At 59.6% G+C, this 16,321-nt stretch carries 12 protein-coding genes; 2 read left to right on the top strand and 10 right to left on the bottom strand.

The annotated features are described in order from the left end of the window. Window positions 1-138: 138 nt before the first annotated feature. Genes PSUM_RS17290 through hflK (PSUM_RS17275) form a run of 4 tightly spaced genes read right to left on the bottom strand, consistent with a single transcriptional unit; the run spans window position 139 to window position 6,099 of the window. Window positions 139-2,052 (bottom strand): heavy metal translocating P-type ATPase, encoded by a 1,914-nt coding sequence (locus PSUM_RS17290; protein ID WP_083349928.1) that lies wholly within the window; start codon window positions 2,050-2,052, stop codon window positions 139-141. Next, window positions 2,049-3,107, bottom strand: a complete 1,059-nt coding sequence (gene hflK, locus PSUM_RS17285; protein ID WP_020797962.1) for a protease modulator HflK — start codon at window positions 3,105-3,107, stop codon at window positions 2,049-2,051. Before hflK (PSUM_RS17285) ends, PSUM_RS17290 begins: the two co-directional genes overlap by 4 nt. Next, window positions 3,104-4,138, bottom strand: coding sequence for a protease modulator HflC (hflC, locus tag PSUM_RS17280; RefSeq protein ID WP_083349929.1), 1,035 nt, complete (start codon window positions 4,136-4,138; stop codon window positions 3,104-3,106). Before hflC ends, hflK (PSUM_RS17285) begins: the two co-directional genes overlap by 4 nt. Then, window positions 4,135-6,099 carry a protease modulator HflK gene (gene hflK / locus PSUM_RS17275; protein WP_083349930.1) on the bottom strand — a complete coding sequence of 655 codons (1,965 nt, stop codon included), beginning with the start codon at window positions 6,097-6,099 and terminating at the stop codon, window positions 4,135-4,137. Before hflK (PSUM_RS17275) ends, hflC begins: the two co-directional genes overlap by 4 nt. A 218-nt stretch (window positions 6,100-6,317) precedes the next feature. Between hflK (PSUM_RS17275) and lpdA the strand changes: the two genes are divergently transcribed. Next, window positions 6,318-7,718: a dihydrolipoyl dehydrogenase gene (gene lpdA, locus PSUM_RS17270; RefSeq protein ID WP_083349931.1), complete on the top strand. Its 1,401-nt coding sequence runs from the start codon at window positions 6,318-6,320 to the stop codon at window positions 7,716-7,718. A 109-nt stretch (window positions 7,719-7,827) separates the two neighbouring features. Here lpdA and PSUM_RS17265 read toward each other — a convergent pair whose 3' ends face one another. Continuing rightward, window positions 7,828-8,301, bottom strand: coding sequence for an Lrp/AsnC family transcriptional regulator (locus PSUM_RS17265; protein ID WP_008064568.1), 474 nt, complete (start codon window positions 8,299-8,301; stop codon window positions 7,828-7,830). Between the two features lie 146 nt (window positions 8,302-8,447). Between PSUM_RS17265 and PSUM_RS17260 the strand changes: the two genes are divergently transcribed. Next, window positions 8,448-9,077, top strand: coding sequence for a LysE family translocator (locus tag PSUM_RS17260; protein WP_020797966.1), 630 nt, complete (start codon window positions 8,448-8,450; stop codon window positions 9,075-9,077). Window positions 9,078-9,080: 3 nt separating this feature from the next. Here PSUM_RS17260 and PSUM_RS17255 read toward each other — a convergent pair whose 3' ends face one another. The 5 genes from PSUM_RS17255 to PSUM_RS17235 all read right to left on the bottom strand — a co-directional run bounded on the left by PSUM_RS17255 (window position 9,081) and on the right by PSUM_RS17235 (window position 16,260). After that, the gene (locus PSUM_RS17255) at window positions 9,081-11,210 is read right to left on the bottom strand and encodes a hypothetical protein (protein WP_083349932.1); all 2,130 of its coding nucleotides are present in this window, start codon (window positions 11,208-11,210) and stop codon (window positions 9,081-9,083) included. Beyond that, window positions 11,197-12,393 (bottom strand): DUF3142 domain-containing protein, encoded by a 1,197-nt coding sequence (locus tag PSUM_RS17250; protein ID WP_083349933.1) that lies wholly within the window; start codon window positions 12,391-12,393, stop codon window positions 11,197-11,199. Before PSUM_RS17250 ends, PSUM_RS17255 begins: the two co-directional genes overlap by 14 nt. A 112-nt stretch (window positions 12,394-12,505) precedes the next feature. Continuing rightward, on the bottom strand, window positions 12,506-14,536 hold the full coding sequence (locus PSUM_RS17245) for a 2Fe-2S iron-sulfur cluster-binding protein (RefSeq protein WP_083349934.1): 2,031 nt from the start codon (window positions 14,534-14,536) through the stop codon (window positions 12,506-12,508). A 63-nt stretch (window positions 14,537-14,599) separates the two neighbouring features. Next, window positions 14,600-15,226: a glutathione S-transferase family protein gene (locus PSUM_RS17240; protein ID WP_083349935.1), complete on the bottom strand. Its 627-nt coding sequence runs from the start codon at window positions 15,224-15,226 to the stop codon at window positions 14,600-14,602. A gap of 131 nt (window positions 15,227-15,357) precedes the next feature. Then, window positions 15,358-16,260 carry a LysR family transcriptional regulator gene (locus PSUM_RS17235; protein WP_083349936.1) on the bottom strand — a complete coding sequence of 301 codons (903 nt, stop codon included), beginning with the start codon at window positions 16,258-16,260 and terminating at the stop codon, window positions 15,358-15,360. Window positions 16,261-16,321: the final 61 nt, after the last annotated feature.

The following is a 16,321-nucleotide window of genomic DNA, read 5'->3' as shown; positions in this document are numbered from 1 at the left end:
GAGAGGTTAGACCATCCTGGAAAAACAACTGGCTATCGATTTCATAGCGGCACTCTACGAATATACAACGGTTGCGAATTCGCAGAAATGACCGCTCTTAGCTAAATGACTGCAAATCCGGCCCACAGTTCTGTATTGTTAAAACCGCTCTTCATTGAGCTTGAACAGCGGCTCCTGAAATCGCAACAAACGCCCAGCATTGCCCAACACCAGCAACGTACTGAGGTTATGCAGCAACGCAGCGATCATCGCCCCTGCTGCCCCGAGCCAGCCGAACGCCGCGAAAGCAACGATCGCCAAAGTCCAGCCCAAACCGATAATCACGTTGACTTGCAAAGTCTGACGGCATTGCCGACTCAAGCGCACGCAGGTGCCAAGGCGCCGCAGGTCGCTACCGATCAACACGATATCCGCTGAAGCCAGCGCGATATCCGCCCCGCCTGCACCCATTGCCACACCGACAACGCCAGCCTTGAGCGCCAGGGAATCGTTGATGCCATCGCCGACCACCATAGGCCGAAAGCCGTTACCGATTTCTTTCAACACGCGATTCAATTTGTCCTCGGGCAAGGCCTGCGCCTCAACCTCACTGATGCCGACATCCCGAGCGAGTGTGTGAGCGACGCTGTACCGGTCGCCGGTGAGTAAAAGCTGTCGGCCCAATCCAAGGTCCTTCAGCTCACTCAAGGCAACCTTCGCTTCCGGTTTAACACTGTCGGCCAACAACAGCCAAGCGAGAAACTCACCGTTGAGTGCCAGCCCGGCAATGGGGCCATCGTGGTCGGGAACATTTGGGGTAGCTATACCCAATTGGGCGAACAACTCCGGCCGCCCAAGCGCAGCCTCGCCCTGCTCTGTCATGGCCACCACGCCCAGACCCTGACGCTCGCGAATGTCCGACAGCAACTGAAAATGCTCTGGTGGGACGAGCCCGGCGAGCGCCCGGCTGACCGGGTGACTGCTGGCGGAACCGAGGCTGGCGGCGAGCCTCAAGACGGGGTTGCGATCCGCTAGCGAGCTCTCGATGGATTGCAGGCGCAAGGTGCCGAAGGTGAGGGTTCCGGTCTTGTCGACCACCAGCGATGTCAGGTCTGCCAGCTCTTCGAGAAACGCCGAGCTGCGAATCAGAATGCCGTGCCGAGCGGCTACTGCTACCCCGGCAATCGCCGTAGCGGGTGCCGACAGTACCAGCGCACAAGGGCAAGCAGCGACCAGCACCGCGAGCATGGCCTGGGCATCGTTGGTGATGAACCAGGTGACTGCGGCCAGCAACAACACCAGCACCAGGTAGCTCCCGGCGTATCGCTCCAGTAACCGGGTGATTGGTGGCTTCGATCGCTCGGCGTTTTGCATCAGCGCGATCACTTTGCCGAGGGTCGATTCGTCGCCGGTCCGTGTCACTTCAATGCGCAACAGGCCATCGAGATTGATCGCGCCACCGAACACCGCCATTCCGACACCCGCCTCCATCGGCACCGACTCGCCGGTAATGGATGCGGTGTCCAGACTCGCCTGGCCGGACAACACCTGGCCATCCGCCGGCACCCGACCACCGGCACGGACTTCCACCAGATCGCCGGCCCTGAGCGTGCCATTGTCGACTTCGACGATGGAGCCGTCGGCCTGAACCTTATGCGCGTGGCTGCGGGTCAGTTTGCCGAGGGCGTGAATGGCTTCCTGCGAGCCGATCACGCTGCGCTCTTCCAGCACATGGCCGAAGATCATGATGATCGGCAGCAATGCAGCCGTCAGCAGATCGCCTGTCGCCCATGCGCCAAGCATCGCCAGGGCGATGAGTTGATCGGTGATGCCCTGCAGGCTCGGATACCGCAAGCTGTACCAGGCTGAACGCATCACTGGCACGGCCACCAGTACAGAAGCAAAACCCAGCAACAATTGGCTGACCCCACTTTGCTCCGGGGACAACCAGCGCCATACAAGGCCCAACGCGAGCAAGCCGAGTGCAAGCATGGCCAAAGTCAGTTGGCGAGCAGCGCTGCGTTGTTCGGCCGAGGACAACATGCTCGGTGCGGCGGCAGTTTGAGCGGTCATTGTGCAGCTCCCTGAATGATCAGGCGGGAATCGTCTTGCGGATCGACCGTAATGACTGAGCCGGCCTGGCCAAGAATTTTCGGCATCCGCTCGCGGTAGATTCGCAGCAACATTTGCGGATCGGCGGCCTGTTGTTGCGCATTGGCCAGACTGATCACCGTGGCGGTATCAGCCGAGGCTTTCGCCAGCCGTTCACTCGCCTGAGCGTGTGCGACTTGTAGCGTACGGTCGGCTTGTTCATTGGCGGCCTGGGTCAGCTTCTCTGCTTCAGTGCGCGCGTTGGCCACGTCCTTGTCGGCTTGTTGGCTGGCGGTCAGTACGGCGTTGAAGGCGTTGATCGCAGGCGCCGGCAGGCTCGACTGCACGTCAACCCGCGCCACTTCGATCCCCAGCCCCTGCCCTGTCGCGGCCAATTGCGCCAGACGCTGATTGATGCCTTGCACCAGATCACCCCGTAGACGCTCGCGCCTTTCTGCCGCCTGATTATCAGCGCCGATCAACTCCGGCCGTGCGACCAGAATTGTGTCCAGGTCTCGTGCAGCCGTGAGTGCCAATGCGCTACGGGTCACCAGACGATCCAAGGCCGCAAGCACATGCTCGCCTTGAAGCACGAAGGCATACGGATCTGTGACCTTGTAGAACACCCGCACATCCAGTTGCACCACACCGGCATCCCCCGTCAGCAAATAACCGGAACCTGCCAGCGCATCACTGATCGGCGTTGCAAAACTGGCGGCGCGATCGGCCTGCAATGCGGCGTCAGTTCGCAGCAGGTTCTCCACTCGACGCTCGATGACCCTATCCGCCGCTGGCAGCAAAATCACCTGTTCAAACGGTCGCGGCCAGGCCAATAGCAAACCGGCATTCTGGACGCGATCAAGAGCGCCGAAGTGCAAAACCACCGCACGATTTTGCGGGTCGATTTGTCGCACATTGGAGAACGCCCAAGCCAAAGCGGCCAACACCGTCACGGCATACAGAGCGAAAAACGCCACGCGTCCGGCCTGAATCCACGGGCTACTCAACTCATTTGTTCCACGTGGAACCAAATTCATGGCTGCGACCCGGGTTTATTTTCAAGCGTCGGCGGACCATCAACCAATGCCCGGAAAGGCGCGGCATCGGTACGCAGAATCAGTTTTGTGCCCGGGGTAATCACCGTGCCCAAGGTATCGAGTGAGCGCAGCAAATTGTAAAGCTGCGGTGAACCAGCGTAGGCACGCGCGTAAATCTGCGCGGCTTCGACCCTGGATTGCGCCTCAATGTCCGCCGCTTTCACCGTGGCATCGGCCTGGACGATTCGTGCATCGCGTTCCGCCGCGGAGCGAATTTGCGCCGCTTCGCGCTTGCCAATGGCGGTGCGTTCAGTAGCGATTGTTTCACGCTCGGCGCGCATGCGATCGACCGTCGCAGTGAGCGTGACCGACGGTAAGGTCAGGCGCTCGATGCCAACTTGTAGCACTCGCACGCCATAGGTGTTCAGCAACTGCTGATCGATTTGCTTGCGCAACTGTGCTTCGAAATCGGCGATGTGCACCTGATTGGCATCGGTGTTCACCAGGTTGGCCAAATCGAAACTACTGGCCGTGGTTTCCAGCGCGGAGCCGACGAAGGTGCGAATCTGCCGTGCCGCTTCGTCCGGCTGGTTTTGCACAGCGCGCATAAAGCGCTGCACGTTGTCCGGATCACCCTGCACCTGCCAGGCAACGTAAGCCTGAACGATAATGCGCAAGCCGTCCCGCGTGCCCACATCCTGCAGACCGCTGGACGTGGTGCGCAGTCGCAGATCCACCGGGATCGCTGCTTCGAAGGGTGCCGGCCAGCGCCAGCCTAGCCCGGGTTCTACCAGCACCCGCGATGGATTGCCAAAACGTGTGATGACCGTGGCTTCGCCTGAACGCACTTGCACCAGGCTTGCTGCCGCCACGGCAAACGCCACCAACAACGCCGCCCAGCCCATGCGTCGCCAGGGGAACGGGCCGGCTTCTTGCGGATCACCATGATGGTGATGGCCGTGGTGATGGCCGCCATGGCTGTGATCGTGGCCACTGTGGTTGGCATGATCGTGGGTATGTAGCTGGCTCAATTGGCGACTCCTGGCTGAGCAGTTTTACGCGACGACGCAGGGTCAGCCGGCAACGTGAATGTACGCAGATCGATGGTCGGAGCATTGCTGCTGCCGCCCAGACGATGATCGAGAACCAGCAAGCTGGCGCTGGCCAGGCCCTGGGAAAGTTGACCGAGGTATTGCTCCAGCACAAAGGCCTGGCCGGCATTGGCGTAAGCCTTTTTCTCGGCGCTGAATTTCAGCTCGCCAGCCTTGGCCGTCGCGTTGATTTCATGGGCGGTAGCCGTTGCCTGATCCCGGGCAATGCTCGCCTGCAACTGCGCCTGGTTGGTGGCTTCGGCGGCGGCTCCGCGTTCACGGGCAATCAACGCCTGCGCGCCGATCTGTGCGGCTTGCACCCCGTGATAAGCATTGGCAGCCCCTGCCGGGGGATGGATCGCTTCAACGACCGTAGCGAGAATTTCCACGCCGCTGTCGAGTTTCTGCAGGTCGGCCTGCACGGCCCGGCCGATTTCCTCGGCAAGCCCTACCCGGTCCTCACCGAGCAAACCGTCAAGGGTGCGAGACGCGAAGTCGTGAACCAGAACTCGGCTCGCGGTGCTGCGGATCAACGTCGGCACATCCGCATTGTTATAGGTTGCAGCCAATGCCGCCTGATCGCTCAAACCAATGCGATAAACAAAACGCACGTCCATGTTGACGATCTGAAAGCTCTGCTTGTCTGCGCGGCTACTGGCAATCACCTGGGATTTGTCATTCACATGGCTGGCGTCCCACAACCGGTTGGCGGTTATCGGCGCCGGGCCTTCGGCGGGGTCTGCCTGCACGGGGGCCGATGTTTCGCCGACACTGGTGGCCAATTCGTGAACCACGCCATTTTCGACACTTAGCACCCTCCCCAATGGCCACGGTAAACCCGCATGCAGACCAGGCCCAAACACCGTCACCGGTTTACCGAATCGCTCGTAGATCCCCCGCCCTTGCAGCGGAATTTCGTGAACACCGGTCAGCACCCAACCGACGATGCCTACTACCCCCAGCACCGGCAACAATGCCCGGCGCATGTAAGTGAAGGCCCAAATTTGCCGCAGGTCGATGCCGAAGCGGTTGTGCAATTCTTGCTGTAACGCCTGCAATGGCCGTGGCGGCCAGCGCAACATGTCGGCGACAAAACTACTCGCCAGCAATGCAGGTTCAAGTTGTTCGCGACGCGGGCTGAACAATGACAGCACGGCACGCAGCAGTAATTCGAAGGCAACGAAGCCTGGCAGCAGGCCGATCAGTACCGCCAGACGCACCGGCCAAACCGAAGTCTCACTGCCGAACAGCAGGCAAAACGCTCCAAGAATCAGGCTGATGATCGCCACGCGGGTCAGCTGCGCCAAGGCGCCTGCCTCGGGCCATTGAGCAGTATTTTCCTGAGCAAGCTGACGCTCGAGAACCAACAGACCAAAGGCCAACAACAACCCCAGGGTCGCGCTGACAGTGGCCGACATGCCCAGCGCTGCGGAAGGCAAAGCAAGGGTCCATGCCTGTTCGACGCACAACAACGCCAGCAGCGCCCAACCGGCCAGCCACAGTGTCGGGGCTCCGATTTGCCTGAGTAGCTTCAGGCAGTGCTGACTGATTCTCTCAAGCAGTCGCTCATACCAGCCTGCCGGGACTTCAGCTTCATCAGAATCGACCACCGACTCCAAGGGATTCATCGCCTGCGCACGCCATTGCGTGACCCACCAGGCCGATTGCAAGCCGGCGACCAGCACCAGCAATGCGGCGCTCTGATTGAACAACAGCGCAGGCCAAAGGGATTGCGGAGCAAACATCCCGACAAAAAAACCCAGCACCAGGCCCATTGCCGCGAGCGCGCCGAGACCGATGGCGAGCAGGCGCAATCGTCGCCCCTGAAAAACTGCCTGCTGAAAACGCGGCAGCCCGGCTACCTGCGCTCCATCACCACCCTCTTCGAGATCGACTTGCATACCACTCCAGTATTTAGAATTGCCCCGCGGGCCATTTCGTAACGATATAACAGTACCGGTGAAATTTTCGTGCTCAATCGCCCTATCTAAAGATGCTCAACCTGTCGCCAAGCTGAAGCCTTGACCGAAATGCATCGGAGCGCACATATTACGCTCGTAATTTTATTCAAAGGCTACTTTTACCCCTCCCCGTCCGCTTTCAATCCAGGAGTACTTCCATGAGCACCTATGACGTCGTGATACTCGGTGGTGGCCCCGGTGGCTATAACGCAGCGATTCGAGCAGGCCAACTGGGATTGAAGGCGGCGTGCGTAGAAGGACGCGCTACGCTCGGCGGTACCTGCCTGAACGTCGGTTGCATGCCGTCCAAGGCATTGCTGCACGCCTCGGAGCTGTACGATGCAGCCATGGGAGCGGAATTCGCCAACCTTGGGATCGAGGGCAAACCCACGCTCAACCTCGCCCAGATGATGAAACAGAAAGATGAAAGCGTGACCGGGCTGACCAAGGGCATCGAATTTCTCTTCCGCAAAAACAAGGTCGACTGGATCAAGGGTTGGGGCCACATCGACGGGCCGGGCAAAGTCACCGTGACGGATAACGTCGGCGGCAAGACCGAACTGGTTGGCAAAGACATCATCATCGCCACCGGTTCCGAACCCACTCCCCTGCCTGGGGTGGACATCGATAACCAACGCATCCTCGATTCCACCGGCGCACTGTCACTCACAGAAGTGCCGAAGCATCTGGTGGTGATCGGCGCCGGGGTGATTGGGCTGGAGCTTGGTTCCGTCTGGCGGCGCTTGGGGGCTCAAGTGACCGTGGTCGAGTACCTGGACCGGATTTGTCCGGGTGTGGATGGCGAAGCAGGAAAAACCCTGCAACGCTCACTGAGCAAACAGGGCATCAGTTTCAAATTGAGTTCAAAAGTGACCAGCGCCACGACGACCGCAACCGGCGTGCAGCTCAGCGTCGAACCTGCCGCAGGTGGAGCAGCCGAGTCGCTGGAGGCCGATTACGTGCTGGTGGCGATCGGACGTCGGCCTTATACCCAAGGTCTGGGGTTGGAGAACGTCGGCCTCGCCACCGATAAACGCGGCATGCTCGCCAACAAGGGGCACCGTACCGAAGCGGCGGGCGTCTGGGTGATTGGCGACGTCACCTCCGGACCGATGCTTGCCCACAAGGCTGAAGACGAAGCCATGGCCTGCGTCGAACAGATCGTCGGCAAGGCTGGTGAGGTCAATTACGACCTGATCCCCAACGTGATCTACACCAAGCCGGAGCTGGCCAGCGTCGGCAAGACCGAAGAACAGTTGAAGGCCGAAGGTCGCGCATTCAAGGTCGGCAAATTTCCGTTTACCGCCAACAGCCGGGCGAAGATCAATCATGAAACCGAAGGATTCGCCAAAGTGCTGGCCGATGAGCGTACCGACGAAATCCTCGGTGTGCATCTCGTAGGGCCAAGCGTCAGTGAAATGATTGGCGAATATTGCGTGGCCATGGAGTTCAGCGCATCCGCCGAAGACATTGCCCTGACCTGCCATCCTCACCCGACCCGATCCGAAGCCTTGCGCCAGGCCGCGATGAATGTGGAGGGGATGGCGACGCAGATGTAGGCCTCCAGATTTTTGGTGGCTGGGCCTTCGCTTCGCGAGCAGGTGCGCTCCCACATTGGAATGCATTCGTATGTGGGAGCGAGCCTGCTCCTGAAGAAGTCTCCTCGGTCTACAGCGGCAAATGCCCCAACGGCAACGCTCCCGGCGTCTTCACCGTGTGGATCGCAAAGTTGCTGCGGATATCGCTCACCCCTGGCAGCTTCAACAAACACCCCGTGAGAAACCGGTCGTAGGCGCGTAAATCCGGTACCACCACTTGCAACAGAAAGTCCGATTCCCCAGATACCAGAAACGCCGAAATCACCTCCGGCAATGCTGTCACGGCCAAGCGAAAAGATTCAGCCTGTTCATCGTTATGGCGCTCGACTTTTACTCCAACGAACACGGTCAGCCCTAGTCCAACTTCATCGCGATCCAGATTGGCCTGATAACCACGAATCACTCCGGCCTCTTCAAGCATCCGTACCCGGCGCAAACATGGCGAGGCGGACAGACCGATTTCTTCAGCTAATTGCACATTACTCAGCCGACCATCCCGTTGCAGAGCGGCAAGAATCTTGCGGTCGTAGGCATCCAGTTTCATCGTTTGGCATATCCCGCTGGTTGAACCGTTATTTGTTGGCAGGTTATGCCAAAACACCCACCTTTAGAAGCAAACTACGCAAGCACATGCCCTACTCCCTGGCTCTAGACTGGCACCACTGAATCGACTACGGACAGGGGTACGACATGGCGGGACTCGGGCTATTTTTCATGGCGCTGGCGGTGGTCTATCTGTTACCCGGCCCCGATATGATCCTGCTGCTGCAAACCGGTGCCCGCCAGGGCAAAGGCGCAGCGTTGGCCACGGCCGTCGGCCTGGCGATCGCCCGCGGTTGTCATGTAGTGCTGGCGGCGTTGGGATTGGCGGCATTGTTCAAGGCGGCTCCCTGGACATTCGACGCAGTGCGCCTGGTCGGGGCTGCTTATCTGCTGTGGATCGGTATTCAATGCCTGCGGACGACGATGCTGCCATCCCTGAACGGCCCAGGTACAACAGACGAAAAAACACGCTGGGGCGAAGCGATTCGCCGCGGTCTACTGACCAATCTGCTTAACCCCAAGGCGCTGCTGTTTTGCTCGGTATTGCTGCCGCAGTTCATCGATCCACTCAATGGACCGGTACTCGCGCAATTTGCGGTCCTTGGCCTGGTGTTGGTCGGTGTCGGTTTGCTGTTCGATAGCGCCTATGCGTTGACCGGTGCCGCGCTGGGTCGTTGGCTGCAACGCAGCCCCAGCTTCCAGCGCGTTCAACAATGGCTGTTCGGCAGCCTGTTGATCGGTTTCGCCGTGCGGCTGACCTTTGTTCAACAGGCTTGAACCTTATTGCACTTTGCGGCGACGACGCTTGACCTGCACCAGCGCCACCGCCATGACCAACAACACGCCTCCCATCTGCAGAGCTGTCTTGTACGGCCGCAGGGCCGAGCGGGCAGCATCGGTGACCTGCGTGACATAGCGCTTGTCTGCACTTTCAAAGTCGGGATACGGGCATTGATGGCCAAAATCCGCTGCCCACTCCACGAATGGTCCCTCTTTGACATATCGCTGGTAGAGCGCACTTTGTTCTTCAAGGCTGCTGTTCCAGCCGGCCGCTTCACACAGCACAGCGGCGAACGCCTGGCTGGTGTGTGGCAGATTGTCGGCTGCACGGCTGGCCAGTGCCGTCGCCACGAAGCGATAGTGGTAGCGCTGATCGGGTTGGGCGGCGCTGGCTCGCTGACGCTTCACTTCGTCCTCGGCTACTAGCGGCCCGACCTTGAGTTCAGCACTCTCAAGGCTGAAGTTGCCCCCGAACGTGGCGTAGTCCGGCGCCATTTCATAACCGAGAATATCCATCCCCCATTCACGTGCGGTCCAGGCGGCATTGAACAGAGCCGCGGCGCGTCGCGTCGGCCACCATGCCGAATCCGCCGCCATACGTTGCTGGCCGTACAGCCTGGCTTTGTGGCGCAAGCCATCGTTATCGAAATAAGCCGGCGCTTGCTCGTAGTGTCCTTCGCGCAACAAACGCCGCCCAAGCAGATTGCGCAGGCTCGCCGCCACCGGCAGAGGCACGTAGTTGTCCACATTGTGCTGGCTGAGGGGTGGCGGTGCCGGTACCTGAGTATCGACGTACTGCTTGAGCTCATCCAACGTCAGTACACGCTCGGCAACAGTGGCCGCGTCCAACCAATAGATGCCTTGGCTGCGGTACAACTGGTCGAACGCCTGCAGATAATCCCCGCGTTGCAGGGCCAGGATCGCGCTTTCGCCTTCGACCCGGCATTTGGGTTGCAGTGTTTCGAAATCGTAATCCGGCGTTCTCCGATCACCCCACGATTCATTCTGCGGGAAAGCCTTGGCGGCCTTCGCATACGCCGCAGCCGCCGCCGCTTTATCGCCATCGCGCACCGCCAGTTTGGCCCGAAGCCACCAGGCCAGGCCGCCGTCGCCAGCGCGCTCGAGAAAGGCTTTGGCGCTGTTGAAATCGCCCTGTTGATAATTCACCGCGGCCAGGCGGTCCGCATTGTCGAGGCTGCCGCGCGTACTGCTCTGCAACAGCTTGATCAGTTTTTGCTCGTTAGGTGGTTGATCACCGAATGACCAACCCAGCCGGCTGATCAAGGCGGCGGTCACCAGCTGCTGCACAGGCTTGCCCTTGAGCAACCCGGCCAACTGATCCTCGGGCATCGAAGCCAGTTCAGCCATCAACAGCTTCAACGAGGTGTAACCCACTGCCGAACCCTGAAGGTTCTGCGTCGCATAAAGTTCGATCGCCCCGTTCCAGTCACCTGCCGCCCGGGCCACGCGAGCCTCTTCACCGAGACTGGCGACGCCCAGTTCCAATGGGTCGCTGAAGCCGTCGATGCTCAGTTGGCGGGTTTGCTCAAAGGCTTTGCGCGATTGTTCCAGCAGGTTGGGGGCGGCGTCGGCCTGCGAACTCATGGCGAACAACGCCCGCCCCAGCGAGTAGGCAGCCCAGGTACTGCGCAATGCCCGTTGATCGGCGGGCAGCGCCAGCACCTTGCGGAAGTATTCGGCGGCCAGCGTTTGATCGCCGGCATTGAACGCTACCGCGCCCGCCAGATACAACTTGAGCTCGGCGGGAAGGTTCGTACCCTGTACTTCAACCTGCCGGGCATCGGCGAGCCCACGCAACTGTTTCACCTGTGCCTGCTGTTCATGGGTCAAACCAACCTGCTCGGCCTGATCCCGCTGTTCAACATGAGCGGAGGTCTCTCCATAGGCTGCGCCAGGGACAAGGGTGGCTGCCGTAACAGGCTTGAGACCGGCAATCGCATGACCGAGGCGGCTCACCTCGAAACTGAAATTGCCCTCCGGTAATTCCGCAAGGGATTGACCTCGATTGTCCAGCAACCGCATGGGGAAATCCGGCCCGCATGCCATGGCTGCCAACGGCAGGCCAAGGCTCAGACAAAGCAAGTGACGAGGCCAGTTACGGGTGAACATTCGAAGCTCCTTGATCAATGATTGCGCAGCGTGCCCAACCGATGGCGCGCTGTCCGCCAGCCGCTATCCGGCCGTCGCGCAGGCGGGTGAAGGTAAGCAGGTTCGGTTCTTGTTGCAACGTATAACCGGCCAGCGCATCGGCCCCCTCACAACCCTGTACCGCCAGCGTCACGCGCTCGGGCCAGGCATTGTCGAGGTTGCCCTCATTGCTGATACCAATGTCATGGAGGCCTTCGTGCTCCGAAAGATTCAGTGCCAGATGACTCTCAAGGACATCACCACGCGACACGGCGCGCAAGGTCGCCAGGCTCCAGGCTCGACGGTCGTTGGCCAAAGGCAGCCGAAACCAGATCAAACCGGCCATATGAGCCGGCGGGTCTGCGCGCAACCGCGCAGCAAGCTTGCTCAATTGCAGTGGATCAGCCAACAACTCCCGGCGCTTGCCGTTACGCTCAATGGCTACTTCGCTTTCCACGATGGGAGCGCCACCGACACTCGGCAACAACGCGACGCCATAGGCCGGCAAGGCCAGGAAAAAGGGTTTCGAGGTGATACGACTCCAGGCCATTGCCCATTGGCTAGCGAGATCTGAATCGAACAATCCGCGCCGGGGATCGCTCACGGCATGAACCTGTAACACGCTGCTATCGACGGTGGATAACAACACTGGTAACTCTGGACTGTCGAGCCATGCCGGCAATGCAGTGATACTTAAGGCCATGGGCGCTGGCATTGCAGAACGCAGGTGCGCCAGAAACGCGCGATAGGCGGGTAACCGAGCGTTGCCCGCATCGTGGTCGATTTCCACCCCGGCGAGTGTCAGCCCCTTGCCCTGCCAATCGCTAATCAGGCGCTGGATCTGCTCCATGACCTCATCCTGATCCAGCGACTGTAGCTGGCCATCAAGGCGAATCACCGCAATCAGCCGCCGACCATCGCGCTTGAGCAGCGCCGGATCAATCCGCGCGCGACTCCAGCCCGCCTGAGGGAAGGCCTGTAATGCCAGCACCCGCAAGGTGGAAAAGTCGGCGCGACTCTCCCGCAATGCAGCGTCATGCGCCGGGGTCCATTGGCGTTGCCACACATAGAGTTGCTGATCGAGTGGCGGTGCGTCGTGCTGCTCGCAACCACCAAGCAGCGCGAGCGCCGTCAGCGAGACGATCACGCGAGTGAGAAAACCCATGAAAAAACGCCTGTCCCTGAAATGCACAAAGGGCCTTTTTTCGGCCCTTTTTCGTACTACCTACCCTACCCAGCCAACGACCGTCGGGCAATGGCTCCCGCGAGTTGACCCGTTAAAGATCCAGGACCAAAGGCTGCGTGCCTTGAGCCGGAACTGCGCAACAAATCAGCACCTGACCTTCATCCGGTATCTCCGCTGGCAGCTGTGGATAATTGACCTGGCCGCTGATCAGCCGTGTCTTACAGGTGCCGCAGGAGCCGCCGCGGCAACTGAATTCCGGGTGCAATCCGCGACTTTCCGCCAGCTCCAACAGACTGCCGCCATCCGGTTGCCAGCGAGCTTCCTTGGCTGAGCGCTGGAACACCACCGGCACCGAGGTGGTAGCCGCTGGCGGTTGCTCAATGACGATGGCATCGGGGTCAGGCCGACGACGCAAAGTCGAAGGTCCGAAAGTTTCGGCATGAATCCGTGAGTCGCGAATATCCAGTTCGCGCAGGGCGTCATACAGTGCCTGGGTAAAACTGCCGGGACCACAGAGGACAAAATCCAGCTGATCATAGTCCTCGACCTCGAGCAGTTCCGAAAGCCGAGCGACATCAATTCGCCCGGTCACATCAAAGTCCTCGCCCTCCCGTGCCTCCGGCTCCGGTTGACTGAGCAGACGCACCACCCTGATCGCGTCACCGGCATGATCGAGCAAGCGATCCACCTCGGGACGAAATGGCTGATCGGCCAGGGTGCGCGAACTCTGGAAGAACCAGGTCGGCCGGATGTGTCGAGTGCGCAAACCTTGATAAACCACCTCACGCAGCATCGACAGCAGTGGCGTAATACCCACACCAGCGGCCAATAACACCAGCGGCCGCCGTTCATGGGGCGCAACAGTGAAATGCCCCTGGGGTGCCCTTGCCTCCAACAAGTCACCGACGCGAACCTGGTCATGCAGGTGCGAAGACACCCGACCGTCACGTTTCACACTGATACGGAAAAAGTCATCCGATGGCGCACTCGACAGGCTGTAGGTGCGGATATGGGTTTCACCATCAATGTTGAAGCGCAGCGGTAGATGTTGCCCGGCTTGAAACAACGGCAACCCGACGTCGTCGGCTGGCTCCATATATATCGAACGGATGTGTTGGCTTTCCGCTTCGATCCGCACCACCCGCAGTGGCCGCCATTGATCGCCCAAGGTCTTGGCTTGCAAGCGCGCCTTGGCCTGCTCCCATGTTCCCGTCAGCAAACTGGTCGGCGAAACACCGTCAAAGCGCCAGCGCAAACCGAGGGCAGCGGGACGACGAACAACGTGTTCCACGTGGAACATCCACAAACGTTCAGCACCTTGAAATGCCTCTACCTGCGGGCCTTCAAGGATGATTTCGGTGCGCCCACTTAGCTGTAGCAGATCACCGGAATTGAAATCAATGAACAGCAAACCGGCTTTTGGATTGACCCGCAGATTACCCAAGGTATTGAAAAACAGGTTGCCGGCAAAGTCCGGGATGGTCAGGCAGTTCCCTTCCACCCGGACAAAACCAGACTGTCCACCACGGTGTGAAACATCCACCGACCGTACGCCATCGACATCGACGTAACTGGCGACGAAAAAGGTGTCCGCCTCAGCAATCATGGCTTTGGCCGCGTCATCCAATTCATTGAATTGCTGCGCCGGACGTGTAGCCGGATCCGCCAGGGGCACCGAGCGGAACTGCCTCAATTGGATGTATTGCGGGCAATTACCATAGGACTGATCCACCGTCACAGCAAACCCGCTGGTGGTCATTGCGCCGATATGGCCATTAATGCGATTGCGACGACGGGTATGCAGTTCAATGCCCAACAGACCGATCGCCGAACCCGCGCCCAGTTGCGCAGGATCATCAGCAGCCGGCAAGCTGCTAAATTGCAATAAACCTGGATTGGGGGAATGTACGAAACCCGGTTGACCTTCAAGCACGCTGGCCCAAGGACGACCGTCAGCATCAACCGCGCCGTACAACATGAACGGAAGTTGCTGATAGAAGGTGCGATGTTGATCCGGCATCTGGTCGCGAATTACCCTGCGCCCGAGTACGTCCATTCGCTCACCCACACCGAGATGAGCCTGCAATTCTTTTTCGCCAGCATGCCACGGTGAATGGTCCATTGCGGCTTCTCCCCTGCGCCATCGGCACAGCGTGAAGGGCCCGATAGAAGTCGGGCGAAAATATCAGGCAGTTTTTTGCAGGCCGGCGACAGTGCGAGGCATGCCGATAAAACCGGGCAAGGCTTCGACCCTCGCCAACCAGGCGCGGATGTTAGCGTAGTCCTCCAGCGAGACGTTGCCTTCCGGTGCATGGGCGATGTAACTGTAGGCAGACACATCGGCGATGGTCGGTTCGCTGCCGGTCAGGAAAGCTGTGTTGGCCAGTTCCTGATCGATCACCTTGAGCACGCTATGAGCGTAAGGAATCACTTCATCAGGATTGTACGGTGCACCAAATACCGTGATCAGCCGTGCCCGGGCGGGCCCGAAGGCGATTGGCCCGGCAGCAACCGACAACCAGCGCTGCACTTTGGCGGCACCGACCGGATCGTCTGGCAGCCAGCGACCTTTACCGTATTTTTTCGCCAGGTAGACCAGAATCGCATTGGAATCCGCCAGCACCACACCTTGATCGTCGAGCACCGGCACTTGGCCAAAAGCGTTGATGGCCAGGAACTCCGGCTTTTTATGCTCGCCCTTTGCCAGGTCGACGAGGACCAGCTCGGTCGGCAGTTGCAGCAGCGAAAGCATCAGTTCCACACGATGCGCGTGGCCGGAACGTGGAAAGTTGTAGAGTTTGATGGCTTGCATGGTCGACTCCGCTGGGCAGTGGCGCTGTCAGGGGAGAGATCAGCACCGATGGCAGCCATCTTCTACCAGTCACGAAAACAACAGAATACCCAGCAAACGCAATCAATTATTTCACCCAGAGAAATAAAGCATCAGTCCCGCAAAGCGAGATGCTCGCGGAGTGCCTTCACCGTAAAGTCGACAAAACTACGAACGCGCGTCGCAGCCTTGTGCCCGCCTTGATAAAGCACATGGATGGGCAAAGGCGGCATTTCGAAATCCGCGAGTACAATTTCAAGCTTACCTGCCGCCACTTTGCTCGCCGACTGATAGGACAGAACCCGGGTAAAACCCAGTCCAAGCCCGGCCGCGGTGATCGCTGCTTGATTCGCCGTTACTGTCAGACGCGGTTCTACCCGGACACTCAGTGGCTCGCCTCGCTCGAGAAAGGGCCAGTGCTTCAACTGTCCAATCGCGGACGTCGCAATAATCGGCGCCTGAGCCAGTTCTTGTGGATGTTTTGGCCGACCATGGATACCCAGAAATTGCGGCGATGCACAGATCACTCGCCGCACTTCGCCCACCCGAATCGCATGCTGGTTGCTGTCAGGCAACTCACCGATGCGGATGGCCACATCGACCCCTTCCTCGACGATACTCACCACCCGATCCACCAGCAGCGCATTGATCGTCACGTCAGGAAACTGCGTGAGAAAACTCACCATCAGCGGAGTGATGAACAACTCACCGAACAAAACTGGCGCCGTAATCGTCAGATGCCCACGGGGCTGGACGTGACTGCCTGCCGCGGAATCCTCAGCTTCCTGCACTTCAGCCAGAATTCTTCGACAGTCTTCCAGATATCGCTGCCCGGCCTCGCTCAAATAAACACTGCGCGTAGTGCGCGTGAGCAACTGCGTGCCAATGCGCTTCTCCAACGCCGCCACCGCCCGGGTAACGCTGGCGGCGGACAAACCCAAACGCCGCGCTGCTGCGGAAAAGCCCTGGTCCTGGGCGACGGCGGCGAAGACCTGCATTTCCTGGAAGCGGTCCATGGGCGTGTCCTCGATTCAGATAAAAAAAATCGCAACCAAGTGGCTGCGATTTTTTAAGGTT

The sequence above is a fragment of the Pseudomonas umsongensis genome (assembly GCF_002236105.1).
Lineage (GTDB): Bacteria > Pseudomonadota > Gammaproteobacteria > Pseudomonadales > Pseudomonadaceae > Aquipseudomonas > Aquipseudomonas umsongensis.
Note: the sequence above shows the minus strand (reverse complement) of the source record. Positions and strands in the feature narration are given on the sequence as shown.

Bases quoted from the DNA above. Each gene is read 5' to 3' on its own strand.
- PSUM_RS17240 (WP_083349935.1), bottom strand. From the start codon at position 15,226: ATGCAAGCCATCAAACTCTACAACTTTCCACGTTCCGGCCACGCGCAT.
- PSUM_RS17235 (WP_083349936.1), bottom strand. From the start codon at position 16,260: ATGGACCGCTTCCAGGAAATGCAGGTCTTCGCCGCCGTCGCCCAGGAC.
- lpdA (WP_083349931.1), top strand. From the start codon at position 6,318: ATGAGCACCTATGACGTCGTGATACTCGGTGGTGGCCCCGGTGGCTAT.
- PSUM_RS17265 (WP_008064568.1), bottom strand. From the start codon at position 8,301: ATGAAACTGGATGCCTACGACCGCAAGATTCTTGCCGCTCTGCAACGG.
- hflK (WP_083349930.1), bottom strand. From the start codon at position 6,099: ATGCAAGTCGATCTCGAAGAGGGTGGTGATGGAGCGCAGGTAGCCGGG.
- PSUM_RS17255 (WP_083349932.1), bottom strand. From the start codon at position 11,210: ATGTTCACCCGTAACTGGCCTCGTCACTTGCTTTGTCTGAGCCTTGGC.
- PSUM_RS17250 (WP_083349933.1), bottom strand. From the start codon at position 12,393: ATGGGTTTTCTCACTCGCGTGATCGTCTCGCTGACGGCGCTCGCGCTG.
- hflK (WP_020797962.1), bottom strand. From the start codon at position 3,107: ATGAATTTGGTTCCACGTGGAACAAATGAGTTGAGTAGCCCGTGGATT.
- PSUM_RS17245 (WP_083349934.1), bottom strand. From the start codon at position 14,536: ATGGACCATTCACCGTGGCATGCTGGCGAAAAAGAATTGCAGGCTCAT.
- PSUM_RS17290 (WP_083349928.1), bottom strand. From the start codon at position 2,052: ATGACCGCTCAAACTGCCGCCGCACCGAGCATGTTGTCCTCGGCCGAA.
- PSUM_RS17260 (WP_020797966.1), top strand. From the start codon at position 8,448: ATGGCGGGACTCGGGCTATTTTTCATGGCGCTGGCGGTGGTCTATCTG.